Source organism: Paraburkholderia sejongensis (assembly GCF_020880815.1).
Classification (GTDB): Bacteria; Pseudomonadota; Gammaproteobacteria; order Burkholderiales; family Burkholderiaceae; genus Paraburkholderia; species Paraburkholderia sejongensis.
In genome coordinates this window covers 266113-282859 of sequence record NZ_JAJITD010000005.1, presented here as the reverse complement: position 1 = coordinate 282859, position 16747 = coordinate 266113, and the positions used below count along the sequence as shown (strand labels likewise).

The following is a 16747-nucleotide window of genomic DNA, read 5'->3' as shown; positions in this document are numbered from 1 at the left end:
AAACGGGGCGTAGTGTGTCGCCTTCGGGCCTACATTGATGAGCATCGACATTGCCCAGCCCCGCTGTCTCGTTCGGGGTACATAGGACCATCATGAACGCCACTACCCGTCATTCCTCCGCCGCAAGTACCGCCGACTCCGCCGACTCCGCCGAAGCCGCCTATACCCCGGCCGACTCCGGCATCGCCCACTGGCACAGCGACGACGAGCGCTGGGACGCCGTCCTGCGCCGCGACCGCGAAGCCGACGGCGCGTTCTTCTATGCGGTCAGGACCACCGGCGTGTTCTGCCGGCCGTCGTGCGCGTCGCGCCAGCCGCGCCGCGAGAACGTCGCGTTCTTCACCGATGCCGCCGCCGCGCGCGCCGCGGGGTTTCGCGATTGCAAGCGCTGCCAGCCGGGCGGCCTGCCGCGCGAGCTGGACATCGTCAATCGCGCGTGCGCGGCGCTCGATGCCGATCCGCAGCAACGTTTGACGCTCGCGCAACTGAGCGACGCGGTGCACGTGAGCCCGTTCCATTTGCAGCGGCTGTTCAAGCGCGTGGTCGGCGTATCGCCGCGGCAGTATCAGGCCGCGCAGCGCGGCGCCGCGTTGCGCGATGCGTTGCAGGGGGGCGCCGACGTGACCCGCGCGACGCTCGATGCCGGCTTCGGCTCGCCGTCGCGGATGTACGACAGCGCGCCGGCCGAACTCGGCATGGCGCCGTCCGCGTATCGCCGCAAGGGCGCGGGGCTCACGGTGCGCTATGCGAGCGCGCCGGGTTCGCTCGGCTTCGTACTGGTCGCGGCGACCGATAAGGGCATCTGCAAGATCGGTTTCGGCGACGCCGTCACACCGCTAGTCGATGAACTGCGCGGCGAGTTCGCGAATGCCGAGCTGCGCGAAGACGCCAACGGGCTCGCACCGTTCATCGCGCAAATCGACGCATATCTGCAAGGCGCGCGGCAGGACTTCGAACTGCCGCTGGACATCGCGTCGACCGCGTTCAAACAGCGCGTGTGGGACGCGCTGCGACGCATCCCGTACGGCGAAACGCGCAGCTATTCGCAGATCGCCGAGGCGGTCGGTTCGCCGCGCGCGGTCCGCGCGGTCGCGAGCGCCTGCGCGACCAACCCGGTCGCGCTGGCGATTCCGTGTCACCGGGTCGTGCAAAAGGGCGGAGCGCTGGCCGGCTATCGCTGGGGGCTGCCGCGCAAGGCCGCGTTGCTCGACAATGAGGCCCGGCATGCGGGCGGCGCAGCCGCCGGCGACGCACAGCGCCGCGACGCCGGCCGCGCCGACCCGAACCCGACCACCGACCACGACACCGACCGGATCACGCCGCGTGAGCACGCTTAACGACGTCGCAACTCTCGAACTCCCGTTCAAAGCCCCGTTCGACTGGCCGCGCCTGCTGCGCTTTTTCGGCGGCCGCGCGACGCCGGGCGTCGAAGCCGTCGAAGACGGCGCGTATCGCCGCGCGATCGACTGGGACGGCGACAGCGGCACGCTCAGCGTGCGGCTGCATCCGCGCAAGCACTGCATCGTCGCGAGCATCGACGGACCGGTCAGCCGTCACGCCGACGCGCTGGCCGCGCCGGTCGCGAAGATGTTCGATCTGCGCGCCGATCCGAAGCGGATCGCCGCCGCGCTCGCCGCCGACCCGTGGCTCGCCCCGCTCGTCGAGGCGGTGCCCGGCTTGCGGGCGCCCGGCGCGTGGTCCGGCTTCGAGCTGGTGGTGCGCGCGATCGTCGGGCAACAGGTCAGCGTGAAGGCCGCGACGACGATCATCGGCCGGCTGGTGCAGCGCGCGGGCGAGCGTATCGATGGACATCCGCACGAAAACACCGCATGGCGTTTTCCGACGCCCGCCGCGCTTGCCGCGGTCGATCTCGCGCAGATCGGCATGCCCGGCAAGCGGGTCGCCGCGTTGCAGGGCTTCGCGCGCGCGGTCGCGAGCGGCGACGTGCCGCTCGATAGCGACATCAGCGACGCCGCCAGCCTGCGCGCCGCGCTGCTCGCGCTCGCGGGAATCGGCCCGTGGACCGTCGAATACGTCGCGATGCGCGCGTGGCGCGATCCGGACGCGTGGCCCGCGTCGGATCTCGTGCTGATGCAATCGATCTGCGCGCGCGATCCGTCGCTCACGCGGCCCGCGCAACAGCGCAGCCGCACCGATGGCTGGCGGCCGTATCGCGCGTATGCGGCGATGCATCTGTGGAACGAGGTGGCGGATCGGGCGGGCGCGGCGCGCGGCGGGTGAGTCGCGCCGCGGCGTACTCGCGGTAGCGCCGTCACCCGCGCCGAAATCAGGCACTCCCGGTGACGGGCACGCTCAACCTTCGGCCTGCTGCACAGCCGTCGCTTTCATCGCAAAAATCAAACGGCCAACAACGGGCCCGCAACGGGCCAACAACGCCCGCAGTCACCGGCAAACCCGCGCCAAACCCGCGCCGAGCCGGGCCCAAGCAGGGGTTCTGGCGAGATGTTAAAGTGCCCGCTACCGAAAATTTTGCCGAGTGTTGTCGCCATCCCGTTTCCGCCCGAGCAGCATCAGGCGGTTCACAGCGGTCGGCAACGCGCGACTCGCATCAATGCCCAACACGACACCTTCCCGCGCGACCGACGCGTTTTTGCACCGCCTGTCCGTGCTGTCCGCAAGCCCGCAGCGCGATGCGCTGATCCGGGGCCTGCGCGGCATCGAAAAGGAAAGCCTGCGCGTCACGCATGACGGTCAGCTCGCGCTGACGCCGCATCCGCGCGCGCTCGGCTCGGCGCTCACGCATCCGTCGCTGACGACCGACTACTCCGAGGCGTTGCTGGAACTGATCACGCCGGCCGAGCAGGACGTCACCGACACGCTTGCGAAGCTCGACGAATTGCACCGCTTCGTCTACGCGGAACTCGGCGACGAGATCCTGTGGAACAACTCGATGCCGGGCCTGTTGCCCGACACCGACGATGGCATTCCGATCGCGCAATACGGCAGCTCGAACATCGGCCGGCTCAAGTACGTGTACCGGGTCGGCCTCGCGCTGCGCTATGGCCGCACGATGCAGTGCATCGCGGGGATTCACTACAACTACTCGCTGAACGAACAGGTGTGGCGGCTGCTGCACGCCGACCAGCAATCCACCGCGAGCGCCGTCGATTTCCAGTCCGAGCGCTACCTCGCGCTGATCCGCAATTTCCGCCGCACCAACTGGCTGCTGATGTATCTGTTCGGCGCGTCGCCGGCGCTCGACCGGCGCTTCCTGCGCGATCGCGCGCACACGCTCGACACGTTCGACGCCGACACGCTGTATCGCCCGTACGCGACCAGTCTGCGGATGAGCGACCTCGGCTATTCGAACACCACCGCGCAAGCGGCGCTGCACGCCGACTACGACACGCTGCCCGGTTACCTCGACGCGCTCGCGAAGGCCGTCAGCCAGCCGTATCCGGCCTACGAGCAGATCGGCACGCAACGCGACGGCGAGTGGGTGCAGATCAACACCAACGTGCTGCAGATCGAAAACGAGTTCTACTCGACGATCCGGCCGAAGCGCGTTACCTATCCGGGCGAGCGGCCGCTGCACGCGCTCGCCGCGCGCGGCGTGCAATACGTCGAAGTGCGCTGCATGGATATCGATCCGTTCGAGCCGAGCGGCATTTCGCTGGAGACCTCGCGCTTTCTCGACGCGTATCTGCTGGTCTGCGCACTCGACGACAGCGCGCCGCTGCCGTCGCCCGCCTATTGCGAAGCGAACCAGAACTTCGGCCGCGTGACGATGGAGGGTCGCAAGCCGGGGCTCGAACTGATCCGCGACGGCCAGCCGGTCGCGATGCTCGACTGGGCGAACGAACTGCTGATCAGGATCGACGCGGCCGCCAGGGTGCTCGACGATCTGCACGGCGGCGATGCACACGCGCGCTCGGTGGCGACGCAGCGCGCGAAGCTCGCGGACGTATCGCTGACGCCGTCGGCACGCGTGCTGCAAACGATGCGCGACAAGCAGCAGAGCTTTCTCGCGTTCGGCCTCGCGCAAAGCGAAGCGCATGCCGCGTATTTCCGAGCCCGCCCGCTCGATCCCGCGCAACACGACGCGTTCGTCAAACTCGCGGCGCAGTCGCTCGACGAACAGGCGAAGCTCGAACGCGACGAAGTCGGTTCGTTCGATGCGTTCGTCGCCGCTTATCGTGCATACACGCTGAACCGGTTCAGCGTATGAAGAAGATGCGCGAGGCTGCATGCTCTCGTGATCTGTAGAAAAGCGGCCCACGCGGCCGCTTTTTTCTTGCTGTGGATAACTACTGGTGACCACTCAAGGAACGCGCAGGTAAGCTCTACGCGCCAGCGAGGCGGCCCTCGTAACCAATCGGCAAATTCTCCGCGCGCGCCCGCGATTGTCCGGCCGTCGTGAAACACCGTCAGGGCCGCGCGGTCCAACCTTGCATGAGACGCTCCACAGCGGGAGGTATCGACGTGAAGAACAAAAGTTTGTTGGCCGCGCTGTGTCTGACGGCGCTGGCCGGTTGCGCATCGCGAGGTCAGGTCGACCCGGACGTGATGCAGATCGCAACCAAACCGTTGACGTGTGCGAGCAGGGCTGAGTGCGATATGTGGTGGCAACGGGCGCAGAGCTGGGTCGCGAGTCATTCGAAATACCCGATCGAGACCGCGACCGATTCGTTGATCCAGACCGCCGGCCCCGATGGCGGCAAACGCGCGCTCGCGTATCAGATCACCCGCACCGCGAATCCCGACGGCACCGCGACGATCGGCTTTTCCGCGCATTGCGACGGCTCGCTGGGCTGCAAGCCGAATCCGTGGGAAGCGGGCGCTGATTTCAAACAGTATGTGAGAGGCACGGCGATCGCCGCGCCGCAAAGCGGCACCGCAACCGCGCCGGCCGCAGCCGATGCCGCGCATCCGGCAGCAGTGCCCGGCAAGCCGGCCGCCACGCCGAACGGCGAGGCGCTGTCGCAATGACTCGCCGCCAAGCCGTTGCTGAAGGGCCGCGTCGCAACGCGCGCCGCGACTGTCCCGATTTGCTTCAATGTCCTAACGAAGGGCCGGCGCCCTTGCGCGGCTTCGTGACCCACACCAGCACCGCCAGCACCAGAAACGCCGCGCACGAAATGCGGAAGAAGTCGTTGGTCGCCATCATGTACGCCTGACTCGTCACCACCTGGTTCAGCTGCGCGGTCACGCTGTCGCCGGTGAGCCCGGCGCCGGCGAGCGCACTCGTGTACGCAGTGGTGTTCGGCGAATACACGTTGACGGTGTCGGCCAGCATCGCGTGATGGTAGATCGTGTCGTTCTCCCAGAACGTCGTGCTGATCGCGGTGCCGATCGCACCCGACAACGTGCGGAAGAAGTTGGACAAACCCGACGCGCTCGCGAGCCGCTCGTCGGATACGCTCGACAGCGTGATCGTCGTCATCGGCACGAAGAAGCACGCGACGCCGATCCCCTGGATCAGTCGCGGCAGGATCACGTGACCGAACGGCACGTCGAGCGTAAACGTCGAGTTCCAGAACGACACGATCGCGAACACGATGAACGCGAAGCTCGCGACCATCCGCAGATTGAGCCGGTGCATGTTCTTGCCGATCATCGGCGACAGGAACAGCGCGAGCAGGCCGACCGGCGCGGTCGCCAGACCCGCGAGTCCGGCGGTGTAGCCCATCACCGTTTGCAGCCACAGCGGGAAGATCACGACCGAGCCGAAGAACGCCATGAAACCGAACGAGATGATCACGACCCCGAGCGCGAAATTGCGGTCCTTGAAGAGCGACAGGTCGACGATCGGTTCGTCGTCGGTCAACTCCCACACCAGCAGGAACGCGATCGCGACGACCGCGATCACCGCGAGCGCCACGATGAAGGTCGAGTTGAACCAGTCGCGGTCCTTGCCGAGGTCGAGCATCATCTGCAGACACGACACGCCGGTCACCAGCAGTACGAGACCGACCGCGTCGATCCGTTGCCGGGTGGTTTTGGTCTCGCGGCCGCGCAGCAGCAGGTACGCGCAGACCGCCGAGAACACGCCGATCGGCACGTTGATGTAAAAGATCCACGGCCACGTGAAGTTATCGGTGATATAGCCGCCCAGCACCGGGCCGAAGATCGGCGCGCAGATCACGGTCATCGCCCATAAGCCGAGCGCGAGACCGCGCTTCGCGAGCGGGTAGGAGCGCATCAGGATCGTCTGCGACAGCGGCACCATCGGCCCGGAAACGAGCCCTTGCAGCAGCCGGAACGCGATCAGCGATTCGAAGTTCTGCGCGAAACCGCAGGCCGCCGACGCGAGCGTAAACAGCAGCACCGACAGCGTGAACAGCCGCACTTCGCCGACCCGGCGCGCGAGCCAGCCGGTCAGCGGCACCGCGATCGCGGAGGCGACCGAGTACGACGAGATCACCCACGTCCCCTGGCTCGCGGCGACGCCGAGGCTGCCCGAAATGGTCGGCACCGCGACGTTCGCGATCGAGGTGTCGAGCACCTCCATGAAAGTGCCGAGCGCCAGACCGACGGTCAGTAGCGCGAGTGCGCCGCCTTGCAGCGGCGCCGGTTCGGCGGCCGGTTGCGCGGCAGCGGGAGCCGTGGCTTCCATATGTTGTTCTCCTCAGTCGGGAAAGCTTGTCGCGGCAGCTTTATCGCACGTTTCAAACGCGGTGCTTATGTGCCGCATCACCCTCTGCCCAGACAGATATCCTAAGACAATGGCGCCTTTCAGCGCCTCGTTGTGGTCCTGCCTGTGTTCTGTTCAAACCACGCGGCCCGTTTGGGCAGCGTTTATCGACTCACGACTGCGGGTCGTCCTGCGGCAATGCCAGTCCGCAGCCCGCTCCGGCGCCGCCGTCCACGCCGTTGTCGATGAAACGGGCGAGCAGGCGAATCAGCGTCGCGTGATCCTCGGCGCTGAAGCCGCGCAATTGCTCGTTGAGCACCGTCGCGCCCAGATTCGGCAACTGCCGCGCGGCCTCGTGGCCCTGCGGCGTCAATTCCAGCTCCACCATGCGACGGTCCGAACTGCTGCGCGTGCGCACCACGAAGCCCTTCTTTTCGAGCCGGTCGAGCAGACGGGTCATGGAGCCGCTGTCGTACGACATCGCTCGCGACAGCTCGAACGGCGTGCTGGCGCGCTTCGAGGCCAGCATCAGGATCACGCCGATCTGCTGCGCGGTCAGGCCGAGCGGTTTCACCGCGCGATCCGTGCGTTCGACCAGCACGTTGCGCGCTTTCGTCAGGTAGTAGCCGAGACTGCTCGTCAGCTCTATCTCGTCCGCTTTGTAAGGGCCTTCAACCATGGGGTATCCGCAACATCGACAGGCAGATCGAAGTCTAGCTGCCTAAGCAGACAAGTCAAATCGCATTTTGCGACGCGGCGCCGGCCGGCAGAAAAACAACACCGCAGTCATTCGAGCGGCACAGTATCTTGAAATTTGCTTGCATAGTCAATATTATTCCAAGCAATGAGTTTCGCGCGTCCAGCGCCTTCCGAGACCATGTTCTGACCGTTTATTTACACGCCGCCGATCGCGCGGCGTGTCCCACTGGATCTTCCCGATGCTGTACCTCAAAAACACGCTTGGCGGCCTGAGCCGCTCACTGACCGATTCCGCACTCCATAGCTTCCAGGGCCGGCACCGCTGGTGGAAGCTCGCGTTGTTCGCGGGACTGTTCGTGCTGCCGGGCGGATCGGTGGGGGTCGCGTTGCTCGCGTGGGTCGAGCATCGGCGCAGCGGCAAGCGGGCGAAGCGTGTGGATGGCGCGCTCGTGCAGAGCGCGACGAACGCTCTCACGGACGAACGGATCCAGGTCGCGGCCAAAGCGCTCGCGGCACCGGCATTGAACGCCGCGCCGACTTCGGCTTGCCACGCTCGCGGCGATGCGGCGTGCCGGGCCGCCGCTGGAAAAGTGACGTGCCGGCGCAAGGAGACTCAAGCGGGGGAGGCGCGCGGCTGACCCTTCGCGTCGCTCCCCGTCATTCCCCCGCAGCGCCCCGCCGCCCGCCCCCGGTAACAACGCGTAACCGTCGCGTCACTGCAAGTAACACACCTGCGCACCGCCTCGCATTAACCTTTCAGCTTTCGGTTTCCCGCGCCCGCGCGGGCTCATACGCTAACATTCCGGCACACCAAGAGTTCGCCCGGCCGGCCGCGCCGCTCCCGGCCGCATCGCGGCGTCCAGAAGGAATTCATTGCATGCAGTCTGTTCGACTCCCGCGCGCGCGGCCGTTTGCATCGCGCGTCCCGACCCTCGCCATCAGCGCGGCCTGCGCGTTGCTGTTCGCCGCCTGCGCGGTCGGTCCCAACTATCAGCGGCCCGACACCACGATCCCCGCGTCGTTCAAGGAAGCCGCGCCCGGCTGGAAAGTCGCCGAACCGGCCGATCAGCACGATCGCGGCGACTGGTGGACGATCTACGACGACCCGCAGCTAAACGAACTGCAGGACAAGCTCAACGCCGCGAACCAGACCATCGCGCAGTACGCGGCGGCCTACCGGCAGGCCCGCGCGTTGGTCGGCGAAGCGCGCGCCGCGTATTTCCCGACGATCGGCGCGTCGGCCAGCGTATCGCGCTCGGGCAACGGCGCATCGACCGGCGGCAATGCGACGACCGCGACGAGCCGCGCCGGCATCGGCAACAGCTACAACGTGTCGCTCGACGCGAGCTGGGAGCCAGACCTGTGGGGCTCGGTAGCGCGCACGGTCAATGCGCAGAAAGCCGGCCAGCAGGGCGCGGCAGCCGACCTCGCGAACGCGCGGCTATCCGCCCAGGCCACGCTCGCGCAAACCTACTTCTCGCTGCGCGCGCTCGACTCCACGCAAAAGCTGCTCGACGAGACCGTCGCCGCGTATCAACGCACGCTGCAACTCACGCAAAACCAGTACGCGGCCGGCGTCGCCGCGCGCGCGGACGTGATCCAGGCGCAAACCCAGCTGCAATCGGCGCAGGCCGCGGCGATCGAGAACGGCATCCAGCGCGCTCAGGACGAGCACGCGATCGCCGTGCTGATCGGCGTGCCGGCCTCGATGTTCTCGCTGCCGCCGATGCCGCTCACCGCGACGCCGCCCGCCGTGCCCGCGCAGGTGCCGTCGGCGCTGCTCGAACGGCGGCCCGACATCGCGTCGGCGGAACGCAAGGCGGCCGCCGCGAACGAGCAGATCGGCATCGAGATCGCCGCGTTCTTCCCGACGCTGACGCTGTCCGCGTCCGGCGGCTTCGAGAACTCGGTGTTCTCGCAACTGTTCACCGTACCGTCGCGCTTCTGGACGCTCGGCCCGCAACTGGCCGCGACGATCTTCGACGCCGGCCTGCGCAAGGCCCGCACCGAGGCCGCGCGCGCGACTTACGATCAGGACGTCGCGACCTATCGGCAGACGGTGCTCACCGCGTTCCAGGACGTCGAAGACAATCTCGCGTCGCTGCGCATCCTCGAACAGGAAATTGTCGTGCAACGGCAGGCGGTCGAGTCGGCGCGCCAGGCGCTCGCGATCGTCACCAACCAGTACAAATCCGGCACGGTCGGCTTCATCAATGTGCTGACCGCGCAAACCACCGCGTTCACCGCCGAACAGAAGCTCGAAAACATCGCGGGGCAGCGGATGGTGTCGTCGGTCGGGCTCGTGAAGGCGCTCGGCGGCGGCTGGGATGTGGCGCAGATGAACCGCGAAACCGGCGACGTGGCGGCGCCCGCGCCGTTGCCGGCCTCGGCGGCGGCTGTGCCGCCGAGCGCGGCGATCGCCACGCCGGCCGCGCAAACCGCGGCGCTCAGTGGCGCGGCCGCGCCGGCGCAGACGCAAGTGCAATCCCAAGCGCAATCCCAAGCGCAAGTGCAAAGCAAATAAGCACGGCGCGGCAACCACGGCGCCGCAAAAGAAGCACCGCAAAACCCCGCCGCAAAACAAAAGAGGCATGTCCGCACTTCGCGGCCATGCCTCTTTTTTTAGCATTCGAGGGAAGCGAAGCGCCGGCGCGGACCGTCGCGCCTGCGTTCAGTGCACGAACGTCAGCGCCACCGTATCCGGCCCGCTCGGCCGGCCGAGCAGATTCAGCAAGCCGGCGAGGTTATCGCGCTGCTCCGGCGCGGCGCTCGCGGTGCCGTGAAACGACGTCGACGCGGCCGATACCGTGCCGTTGCCGTTCAGCATCAACGGTCCCTTCAGCGTACTGAGATTGAGCGTCGACGACGCCCCCTCGGCCTGAAACACCACCCGGTACGAGCCGAGCGGCTTGACCATCGACACGCGCGAGCTGACGTCGTCGAGCGTCATGGTCAGCTGGCCGAACGCCTGACCGTTGAAGCTGCGCCAGTCCGACCACGACAGCTGCACGTGGCCCTGCAGATCGAGCGTGTTGAACGGCGCGCCGAGCCCGACCAGCAGCGAGGCCGGCACCGCCAGCGCGCCCGGCGTCACGGTCGCGCTGCGCGGACTCGCATCGACGGTGATCGGCTCGGGCATCGCCTCGCTGTGGCGCATCGTCATCCGCACGCGGCCGGTAAACAGCGGCCAGAACGCGGTGTGCCATTCGATCCGGCCGGGCAGCAGCGTCGCGGTGCTCAGATCGGAGCCGGCCGCCAGCATCAAGGTCGCCGAGCCGTGCCACAGCGAGCCGTCGGCATCGACGAGATTCACGTGCCCGTGCGTCTGCCGCGCGAACTGCGAGGTCACCCAGGCCGCCGGCGCCAGCGCGAGCGTCACCGCCGCGACCGAGAGCAGCGCGACCACCAGCCACGGCAGCGCCTTGCGCAGGCGCCACATCCAGTAATTCATGCGAGTTCCTGTAGCGAGCGGCGGGTGCTTATCTGGCGGTCGACGGCTGCAGCGCGACCGTCAGATCGACCTGGCCGTCGTCTTTCAGCGCGGTGATGTGCGCCTCCGACACCTGCACCTTGAATTGCCGGCGCACGTCGTCGACCCACGCGGTCCACGCCGGGAACGACACGTTTTTCATCTGCACCTGCACCGCGTTGCCGACGAACTGCACCTGGGTCGCGGCCAGCCCATGCTCGCCGAGCGAGCCGGACAGCGCGTCCTTGAGCGCCGCGCCGGTCGGCGCGACACCTTGCGCCGCCGCCGACAGCGAACGCGCCTCGTTGGCCTGCGCGGTCATCTGCGCGAGCTGGCGTTGCAGGCTCGGCAACGACTCGCGCAGATGCGAGCGGCCTTCCTGCGCCGGCGCCCACAGCACCGACCACGCGATCACCACGGCGAGCACGCCGCCGCCCCACGTCAGCAGCGCCTTTTCGCGATCGGTGCGCTGGTCCCAGAAGCCAGCCCAGGTCTGAAGGAGTTCTGCTTTCATTGTCCGTTCCTGATGGTCCACTTGCCGGTGCTGCTGTCGATCGCGCCGCTCAGGCCGTTGCGCGCGAGGCGCTTCGGAAAGTCCGCGTCGACCTTCACGGCCGGCTTGAAGGTCACGTCGAGGCGATGTTCGTGATAGTCGAGCGCGGCGATCCCGTTGACCGGCAGGGGCGACAGCGAGCGCGCGAGCCCGTCGGAGAGCGCGAGGAAATCTTCCGGCGACAGCTCGCCGGCCGCGACCCGCAGCTGCTGCAACTGGCGCGACATCTGATCGGGCGCGTCGAGCACGACGGTGGTCTTCGGGAACGTGGTCAGCAACAGCTCGGTCATCTGCGCGTTGATCGCGTCGCGCTGGCGCGACAGCATCAGCCACTGCACGTTCGCGCCGACGATCGCGACAATCAGCGCGCCGAGCCCGAGCAGGATCGGCAGACGCAGACGGCGCAGCGTCGCGCGATCGAGCCGCCACGGCTGCGACGCGAATTCGAACTGGCACAGGTCGAAGCGGCATTCGAGCGCGCGCCGCGCGAGCTGCTCGAACGGCAGCGGGCTCGCGCCGTGAATGTGCGCGGCGAGCCGCGCCGGGCTGGTCGCGGCGCCGCCCGGCTCGTTGCCGGGCAGCTCGGTCAGCATGTACAGCGACACCGGCGCCGCGCCCGCGAGCGCGCCGAGCGTCGCGTTCACCGCGTTGGCCGGCGCCGCCAGGCCTTCGCCCTGCGCGCCGCGCGCAATCGCCAGTTCGACCCGCGGCACGCCGCTTTCGACCGCCCCTTCCAGCAGCAGCGCGGGCGCGGTTGGCACGACCGCGCCGAGCACCGCGGCGACCATCGGCACCAGCGGTGGCACCCCCGGCGGCACATCCGGCGCGACCACCGGCGCCACGCCCGGCAGCGCGGTCGCGGCACTCGCCGCGGCGGCCAGCACCGGCTCGCGGGCGTTGGCGTGCGCATCGGCGTGCGCGTTCGCATGCGCTTCAGCGGCCTCGCTCACGCTCGCGACCGTGTCGGCCAGCGGCGCCTGCGGCAGGCAGCGCGTGACGGGCACCGCGCGCAGGCTGCGATGACCGGCCGCCGTGAACGCGTCGCAAATGAAGCGGAACCAGCCGCGATCGATGATCGCGAGCAGTTGCCGGCCGTCGCCGAGCGCTTGCGGATCGACCGCGATATGGCACGTCTGCGGATCCTGGATCAGCTGATCCTCGACGATATTCGGCAGCGCCTGACGCAGCTTCGGCCCGCGCAGCGGCGGCAGCGTGGCCGGCATCAGCAGCAGGTCGCGCGCGGCCACCATCAGCACCGCCGTGTTCGCGCGCGGCAGCAGCGCGAGCGCCGAGCGGCCGGTGCGCTGCGTGCGCCCGGTCTTGTCGAGCAGCACGAACGGCAGTTCGGGCAATTGCCATTCCTGCGAGGGCACCGCCGGATCACGCGGCGGCAGTAGAACGATCAGCGTGCTCAAAGGCCACTCTCTCTGTGGATTGCGTTGTTCATAGTTGGTCTTTTACCCGCACGATACGCGTTGTGTGAGTCAATGGATCGCGATACACGAGCGTGGTGCGGTCCACTTCGGCTCGCTCGTGCTGCACGCGGCCGTGGACCAGGAAGTAGTTCGAATTGACGTCGAACTGGTTCGGATCGATCGATGCCGACTGCACGCCGGAGGCCGTCAGCGCGAGCTGCACGTCGCTGGCGTTGCGGAAAAAGACCGTCTGCCGGCGCGCGACCAGCGTCTGCGCCTGCGACAGGCTCATGCCCGTCACGACCGCCGCGATCACTTCGGCCGGCGCGGTGTTCATGTTGATCGCGGTGGTGGTCGGCAGCACGGTGACGAACGGGCGCAGCCGCGCGACGGTCTCCGGCGTGTAGCCGGGAATGTCGAGTAGCGCATCGACGCTGGTCATCAGGAGCGGCGCGACCGCCGGATCTTCGTCGTCGTCTTCGATGCCGGGCCGGCTCGACAACGCGCCGCTCGAGGTGCCGCCGCCGATCGCGGTCGGCGCGCTGGCGCCGCCCGGCGCGCCGGTCTGGAAGCGCGTCGCCGATTGCGACAGGCCGGCGCGCATCTGCAGCGCGGTCGCCTTCGCGAGCTGGCCGCTCAGGCCCAGCGACAGCAGCAGGCGCTGGTACGCGGCGACCTGCTCGGCGCTCATCTGCATCACGCCGGGCGCGGGGCTCGCCACCAGATTGCGCAGGTTGAACTTGGCCTGCTCGTCTTCGATCGACCCGGACAGATAGGTTTCCGCGCCTTGCTCGGCGCGCACCTCGCCGATCTGGCCGAGGAAGTCGGAGAGCCGCGTGCGCGCGATCGGCACGCCCCACAGCCCGCCCAGATAGGTGATGCCGGCCGCGGTGTCGCCTTCGGAGCGCAGGATCAGCCGGGTCCAGTCGAGCGCGCCGCGCGCGACCCATTGCGCCTGCGACAGCAGCCGCTGGTTTTCGATCCGGCGCACCTGCACCTGCTGGCGCCACAGCATCCCGGCCACGAGGATCGCCGACAGCGCGACCACCAGCAGCGCGCTGATGATCGCCGCGCCGCGTTCGCGCGCCGGCGCCGGGCTGCCGGCTCGCGCGTTCAGCGCGTTGCGCCGTTTCGACCGCGAGGAGAACGTCATCTTCATTCTCCGATCAGAAAAACACGCCGGATCGGCCGCGCGAGCGAGGTCGCGCCGATGCTGACCTCGAGCCCCGTCACCGAACGCGGCAGCGGTGCATTGCCGAGCTGCGGCACCTTCAGGTTGTTCAGGTTCTCGGTCAGCGCGGTCTGCACGTCGCTCATCTGCGTGGTCCAGCCCAGTTTCGGCACATACATGCGCGCGGAAATCGCGCCGACGCCGCCCATCAGCGGCACCGCGTTCCAGTTTTCGTCGCTGCCGCGCAGCGCCTGGCGCAACTCGCCGACATTGCCGAGCGGCGGCGACGTGTAACGCACCACGCGGCCGTTCGAAATCAGGTAGCGCACCACCTGCAAACGCGGCGCGCTGCCCGGCAGCACCATGTGCCGCACGAACTGCAGCGTGTTGCCCGACACCGACACCGCGGCGCCGCCAGCTTCGTCGTCGCTGGCGGCCTGGCGCGCGTCGATCCGCATCTGGTCGAATAGCTGCGCGAACACGCGCTCGTCTTCCATCGCGTTGGTGATCGCGGTGCGGCCGCGGATGATCTGGTCGAGCCCGCGCCACGACAGCACCGCGATCACCGCGAGAATCGCGATCGCGACCAGCAGTTCGATCAGCGTGAAGCCGCGCGCGCCGCGGCGCCGGCGGCGCTCAGAGCGAGCGGTTGCTTTCATTGGCGACCACCGTGACCATCTGGGCGAGATTGCCGGAACGTCCGGGCATCGTCACCATCACTTCGACACGGCGAAACACCGGGTTCGGCGTCGCCGTCACATGTTCGGTACAGAGCAATTGCAGGTTGCCTTGAGAGCAGTCGAAGGTCGTCGAGCCGACGTTCGGCCAGGTATGCGTCAGATGCAATTGCGCGAGCGCGTTGTCCGCGCTCCAGCCGGCCAGCAGGCGCCGGTGCAGATCGGCCTCGCCGCTCGCGAGGCTGCCGACCGCGCGAATCGACGCGGCCAGCGCGACCGCGATGATCGCCAGCGCGACCAGCACTTCGATCATCGTGAAACCGCGCTGCGCGCGAGTGCTCATGCGACGCATCTTGAAAAGGGCAGGAGTGCGGACGATTCCGCGACGGCGCGTCAGCATCTCAGCGCACCTCGTAACGGCCGTTGCCGGTGCTGACGATCGTCGCCTGACCGGCCGCCGAAAATAGCGTGACCTGGACCGGCACGTCGATCGCCTCGGTGCCGAACACGATTCGTTCCGCGTGCGAATCGGAGCCCGGATAGCTAATCGCGACGCCGGTCACGCCGCCTTCCCACTGACGCGGGCCGAGCAGATCGTCGCGCAGCGGCCGCCAGCCGTCCTGGGTGCGCACATCGAAGCGGAAGCCGCCGTCGAGCGGCTGCCACGCGATCGGCCGCGCGCGCACCTGCGCTTCGTCGCCGGCGGATTCGAACAGCAGCGCGAGGCGCTGCGCTTCCTCGTTCAGATCGGTGCGCGGATTGCGCGTCATCGTCACCGCGGTCAGCGACACCAGCAGACCCGCGATCACCAGCACCACCATCATTTCGAGCAGCGTGAAGCCGGCCGCGCGGCGGCGGCTCGCGCGCGGCCGCAAAGCCGTACACGGAGTGTCCACACGGGACTTGCAAGCGGACATGCGGTGAGTGCCGGCCATCGGGACGATCAACGGGAAATCAGACTGCAACGCATCGGCGGAGCACGCGCGCCGCGCGCTGCCGCGCGGCCGGCCCGAACAGCGAGGCGGGCAGGGCGCGAAGCGAAGCGAACGTGTGCGGGAGCATCATCGGGCTCTAACGGGTTGCGGGTTCGAAGCTTCTAAAGTTCGAGCCGCGTTATTGCCACGAACCGACATCGGCATCGTTGCCTTCGCCGCCCGGTTTGCCGTCGGCGCCGTAGCTGAACACGTCGATCTCGCCGTGCACGCCCGGATTCAGGTACTGGTACGCATTGCCCCACGGATCGTTCGGCAGGCGCTCGAGGTAGCCGCCGTCCTTCCAGTTGTTCGGCACCGGGTCGGTACTCGGCTTTTCGATCAGCGAGCGCAGGCCCTGCTCCTGGGTCGGATAGCGGCCGTTGTCGAGACGGTAGAGTTTGAGCGCCTGCATCACGGTGCCGATGTCCTGCTTCGCGGCGACGCGCCGCGCTTCGTCAGGACGGCTCATGATCTTCGGCACGATCAGCGCGGCGAGAATGCCGAGAATCGCGATCACGACCATGATTTCGATCAGCGTGAAACCGCGCTGACGACGGCGCTGCGAAACCGCGTTATCAGCGCGGCGGATGGTCGACAGTTGCATAGCTTGCTTACCTCTTTTCAGGTGAAAGATTCGACTCGTGGCGCTCGTTGAGCACGCCGGGCGGGTCATTTTAATGTCATGGAGTTGAAGGGTTTCAACTCAGCGAAATTTTCACAATAGTCCGTACAATGTGCGCATGAACGCCATCCAAATCCGTCTCCTGTCGCTCGCGCTGTTCGCCGTTTTCTGCGCGACGCTGACCTACTGGGTCATCACGCTCACTACGATGTCCGGCGCTCCGTTGCCGGCCGCCGCCGCGCATCAGCAGGTCTCGACCGACCAGGCCGCGACGCTGTTCGGCGGACAGCTCACCCGCAACGTGAATCAGGACATCCATCTGTTCGGCATCCTCTCGTTGACGCGCGGCGCCGCCGCGATCGTCAGCGTCGGGGGCGAGCCGCCGCACGCGGTGTCGCTCGGCAGCACGCTGATGCAAGGCACGAAGCTCTCCGAAGTCCGCGCCCGCTCGATCATCATCGACCGCAACGGCGCGCATTCCGAAATCTTCCTGCCGGCCAACACCGGCGGCCCCACCATCTACGTGCGCTAAACGATTGCGCGGCTGACACCGTTCACGCCGCGCCGTTTTC

17 protein-coding genes are annotated in these 16747 nt (G+C 67.8%); 7 read left to right on the top strand and 10 right to left on the bottom strand.

The genetic code is table 11. The features are described from left to right. Positions 1-92 precede the first annotated feature (92 nt). From ada to LJ656_RS12100, 4 genes are all read left to right on the top strand, one after another. Positions 93-1337, top strand: a complete 1245-nt coding sequence (gene ada / locus LJ656_RS12115) for a bifunctional DNA-binding transcriptional regulator/O6-methylguanine-DNA methyltransferase Ada (protein ID WP_230509655.1) — start codon at positions 93-95, stop codon at positions 1335-1337. After that, a complete protein-coding gene (locus LJ656_RS12110) occupies positions 1324-2241 on the top strand; it encodes a DNA-3-methyladenine glycosylase family protein (RefSeq protein ID WP_230509654.1) in 918 nt (305 codons plus the stop codon). Before ada ends, LJ656_RS12110 begins: the two co-directional genes overlap by 14 nt. 331 nt (positions 2242-2572) lie before the next feature. After that, on the top strand, positions 2573-4189 hold the full coding sequence (gshA, locus tag LJ656_RS12105; RefSeq protein ID WP_230509653.1) for a glutamate--cysteine ligase: 1617 nt from the start codon (positions 2573-2575) through the stop codon (positions 4187-4189). Positions 4190-4443: 254 nt separating this feature from the next. Further along, positions 4444-4950, top strand: a complete 507-nt coding sequence (locus LJ656_RS12100; protein ID WP_230509652.1) for a hypothetical protein — start codon at positions 4444-4446, stop codon at positions 4948-4950. 64 nt (positions 4951-5014) lie between these two features. On the opposite strand, the gene LJ656_RS12095 is transcribed toward LJ656_RS12100, so the two are convergent. Together LJ656_RS12095 and LJ656_RS12090 are read right to left on the bottom strand one after the other, a co-directional pair. Further along, positions 5015-6577, bottom strand: a complete 1563-nt coding sequence (locus tag LJ656_RS12095) for a DHA2 family efflux MFS transporter permease subunit (RefSeq protein ID WP_230509651.1) — start codon at positions 6575-6577, stop codon at positions 5015-5017. 190 nt (positions 6578-6767) lie between these two features. Beyond that, on the bottom strand, positions 6768-7274 hold the full coding sequence (locus tag LJ656_RS12090; RefSeq protein ID WP_230509650.1) for a MarR family winged helix-turn-helix transcriptional regulator: 507 nt from the start codon (positions 7272-7274) through the stop codon (positions 6768-6770). Between the two features lie 259 nt (positions 7275-7533). Here LJ656_RS12090 and LJ656_RS12085 point away from each other — a divergent pair, with 259 nt between their 5' ends. Further along, positions 7534-7932, top strand: coding sequence for a hypothetical protein (locus tag LJ656_RS12085; protein WP_230509649.1), 399 nt, complete (start codon positions 7534-7536; stop codon positions 7930-7932). A 239-nt stretch (positions 7933-8171) separates the two neighbouring features. Further along, complete coding sequence (locus LJ656_RS12080) at positions 8172-9818, top strand: efflux transporter outer membrane subunit (RefSeq protein ID WP_230509648.1); 1647 nt, start codon at positions 8172-8174, stop codon at positions 9816-9818. Between the two features lie 147 nt (positions 9819-9965). Here LJ656_RS12080 and LJ656_RS12075 read toward each other — a convergent pair whose 3' ends face one another. The 8 genes from LJ656_RS12075 to gspG form a co-directional block, all read right to left on the bottom strand. Then, positions 9966-10745 carry a type II secretion system protein N gene (locus LJ656_RS12075; protein WP_230509647.1) on the bottom strand — a complete coding sequence of 260 codons (780 nt, stop codon included), beginning with the start codon at positions 10743-10745 and terminating at the stop codon, positions 9966-9968. A 28-nt stretch (positions 10746-10773) separates the two neighbouring features. After that, a complete protein-coding gene (locus LJ656_RS12070) occupies positions 10774-11277 on the bottom strand; it encodes a type II secretion system protein M (protein WP_230509646.1) in 504 nt (167 codons plus the stop codon). Beyond that, the gene (gspL, locus tag LJ656_RS12065; protein WP_230509645.1) at positions 11274-12731 is read right to left on the bottom strand and encodes a type II secretion system protein GspL; all 1458 of its coding nucleotides are present in this window, start codon (positions 12729-12731) and stop codon (positions 11274-11276) included. The genes LJ656_RS12070 and gspL overlap by 4 nt, the downstream gene beginning before the upstream one ends. A gap of 28 nt (positions 12732-12759) precedes the next feature. After that, positions 12760-13884 (bottom strand): type II secretion system minor pseudopilin GspK, encoded by a 1125-nt coding sequence (gene gspK / locus LJ656_RS12060; RefSeq protein ID WP_230509644.1) that lies wholly within the window; start codon positions 13882-13884, stop codon positions 12760-12762. A 2-nt stretch (positions 13885-13886) separates the two neighbouring features. Then, positions 13887-14561: a PulJ/GspJ family protein gene (locus tag LJ656_RS12055; RefSeq protein WP_230509643.1), complete on the bottom strand. Its 675-nt coding sequence runs from the start codon at positions 14559-14561 to the stop codon at positions 13887-13889. Next, positions 14539-14931, bottom strand: coding sequence for a type II secretion system minor pseudopilin GspI (gene gspI, locus LJ656_RS12050; protein WP_230509642.1), 393 nt, complete (start codon positions 14929-14931; stop codon positions 14539-14541). Before gspI ends, LJ656_RS12055 begins: the two co-directional genes overlap by 23 nt. A gap of 49 nt (positions 14932-14980) precedes the next feature. Further along, entirely contained in the window at positions 14981-15514 is a 534-nt protein-coding gene (locus LJ656_RS12045; protein WP_230509641.1) for a GspH/FimT family pseudopilin, read from the bottom strand. Between the two features lie 178 nt (positions 15515-15692). Continuing rightward, on the bottom strand, positions 15693-16157 hold the full coding sequence (gene gspG, locus LJ656_RS12040) for a type II secretion system major pseudopilin GspG (RefSeq protein ID WP_230509640.1): 465 nt from the start codon (positions 16155-16157) through the stop codon (positions 15693-15695). Between the two features lie 136 nt (positions 16158-16293). Here gspG and LJ656_RS12035 point away from each other — a divergent pair, with 136 nt between their 5' ends. Continuing rightward, entirely contained in the window at positions 16294-16707 is a 414-nt protein-coding gene (locus LJ656_RS12035) for a type II secretion system protein N (protein WP_230509639.1), read from the top strand. Positions 16708-16747: the final 40 nt, after the last annotated feature.

Bases quoted from the DNA above. Each gene is read 5' to 3' on its own strand.
- LJ656_RS12035 (WP_230509639.1), top strand. From the start codon at position 16,294: ATGAACGCCATCCAAATCCGTCTCCTGTCGCTCGCGCTGTTCGCCGTT.
- LJ656_RS12055 (WP_230509643.1), bottom strand. From the start codon at position 14,561: ATGAAAGCAACCGCTCGCTCTGAGCGCCGCCGGCGCCGCGGCGCGCGC.
- LJ656_RS12070 (WP_230509646.1), bottom strand. From the start codon at position 11,277: ATGAAAGCAGAACTCCTTCAGACCTGGGCTGGCTTCTGGGACCAGCGC.
- LJ656_RS12090 (WP_230509650.1), bottom strand. From the start codon at position 7,274: ATGGTTGAAGGCCCTTACAAAGCGGACGAGATAGAGCTGACGAGCAGT.
- LJ656_RS12080 (WP_230509648.1), top strand. From the start codon at position 8,172: ATGCAGTCTGTTCGACTCCCGCGCGCGCGGCCGTTTGCATCGCGCGTC.
- LJ656_RS12095 (WP_230509651.1), bottom strand. From the start codon at position 6,577: ATGGAAGCCACGGCTCCCGCTGCCGCGCAACCGGCCGCCGAACCGGCG.
- LJ656_RS12075 (WP_230509647.1), bottom strand. From the start codon at position 10,745: ATGAATTACTGGATGTGGCGCCTGCGCAAGGCGCTGCCGTGGCTGGTG.
- gspK (WP_230509644.1), bottom strand. From the start codon at position 13,884: ATGACGTTCTCCTCGCGGTCGAAACGGCGCAACGCGCTGAACGCGCGA.
- LJ656_RS12085 (WP_230509649.1), top strand. From the start codon at position 7,534: ATGCTGTACCTCAAAAACACGCTTGGCGGCCTGAGCCGCTCACTGACC.
- ada (WP_230509655.1), top strand. From the start codon at position 93: ATGAACGCCACTACCCGTCATTCCTCCGCCGCAAGTACCGCCGACTCC.
- gshA (WP_230509653.1), top strand. From the start codon at position 2,573: ATGCCCAACACGACACCTTCCCGCGCGACCGACGCGTTTTTGCACCGC.
- gspI (WP_230509642.1), bottom strand. From the start codon at position 14,931: ATGCGTCGCATGAGCACTCGCGCGCAGCGCGGTTTCACGATGATCGAA.
- LJ656_RS12045 (WP_230509641.1), bottom strand. From the start codon at position 15,514: ATGGCCGGCACTCACCGCATGTCCGCTTGCAAGTCCCGTGTGGACACT.
- gspG (WP_230509640.1), bottom strand. From the start codon at position 16,157: ATGCAACTGTCGACCATCCGCCGCGCTGATAACGCGGTTTCGCAGCGC.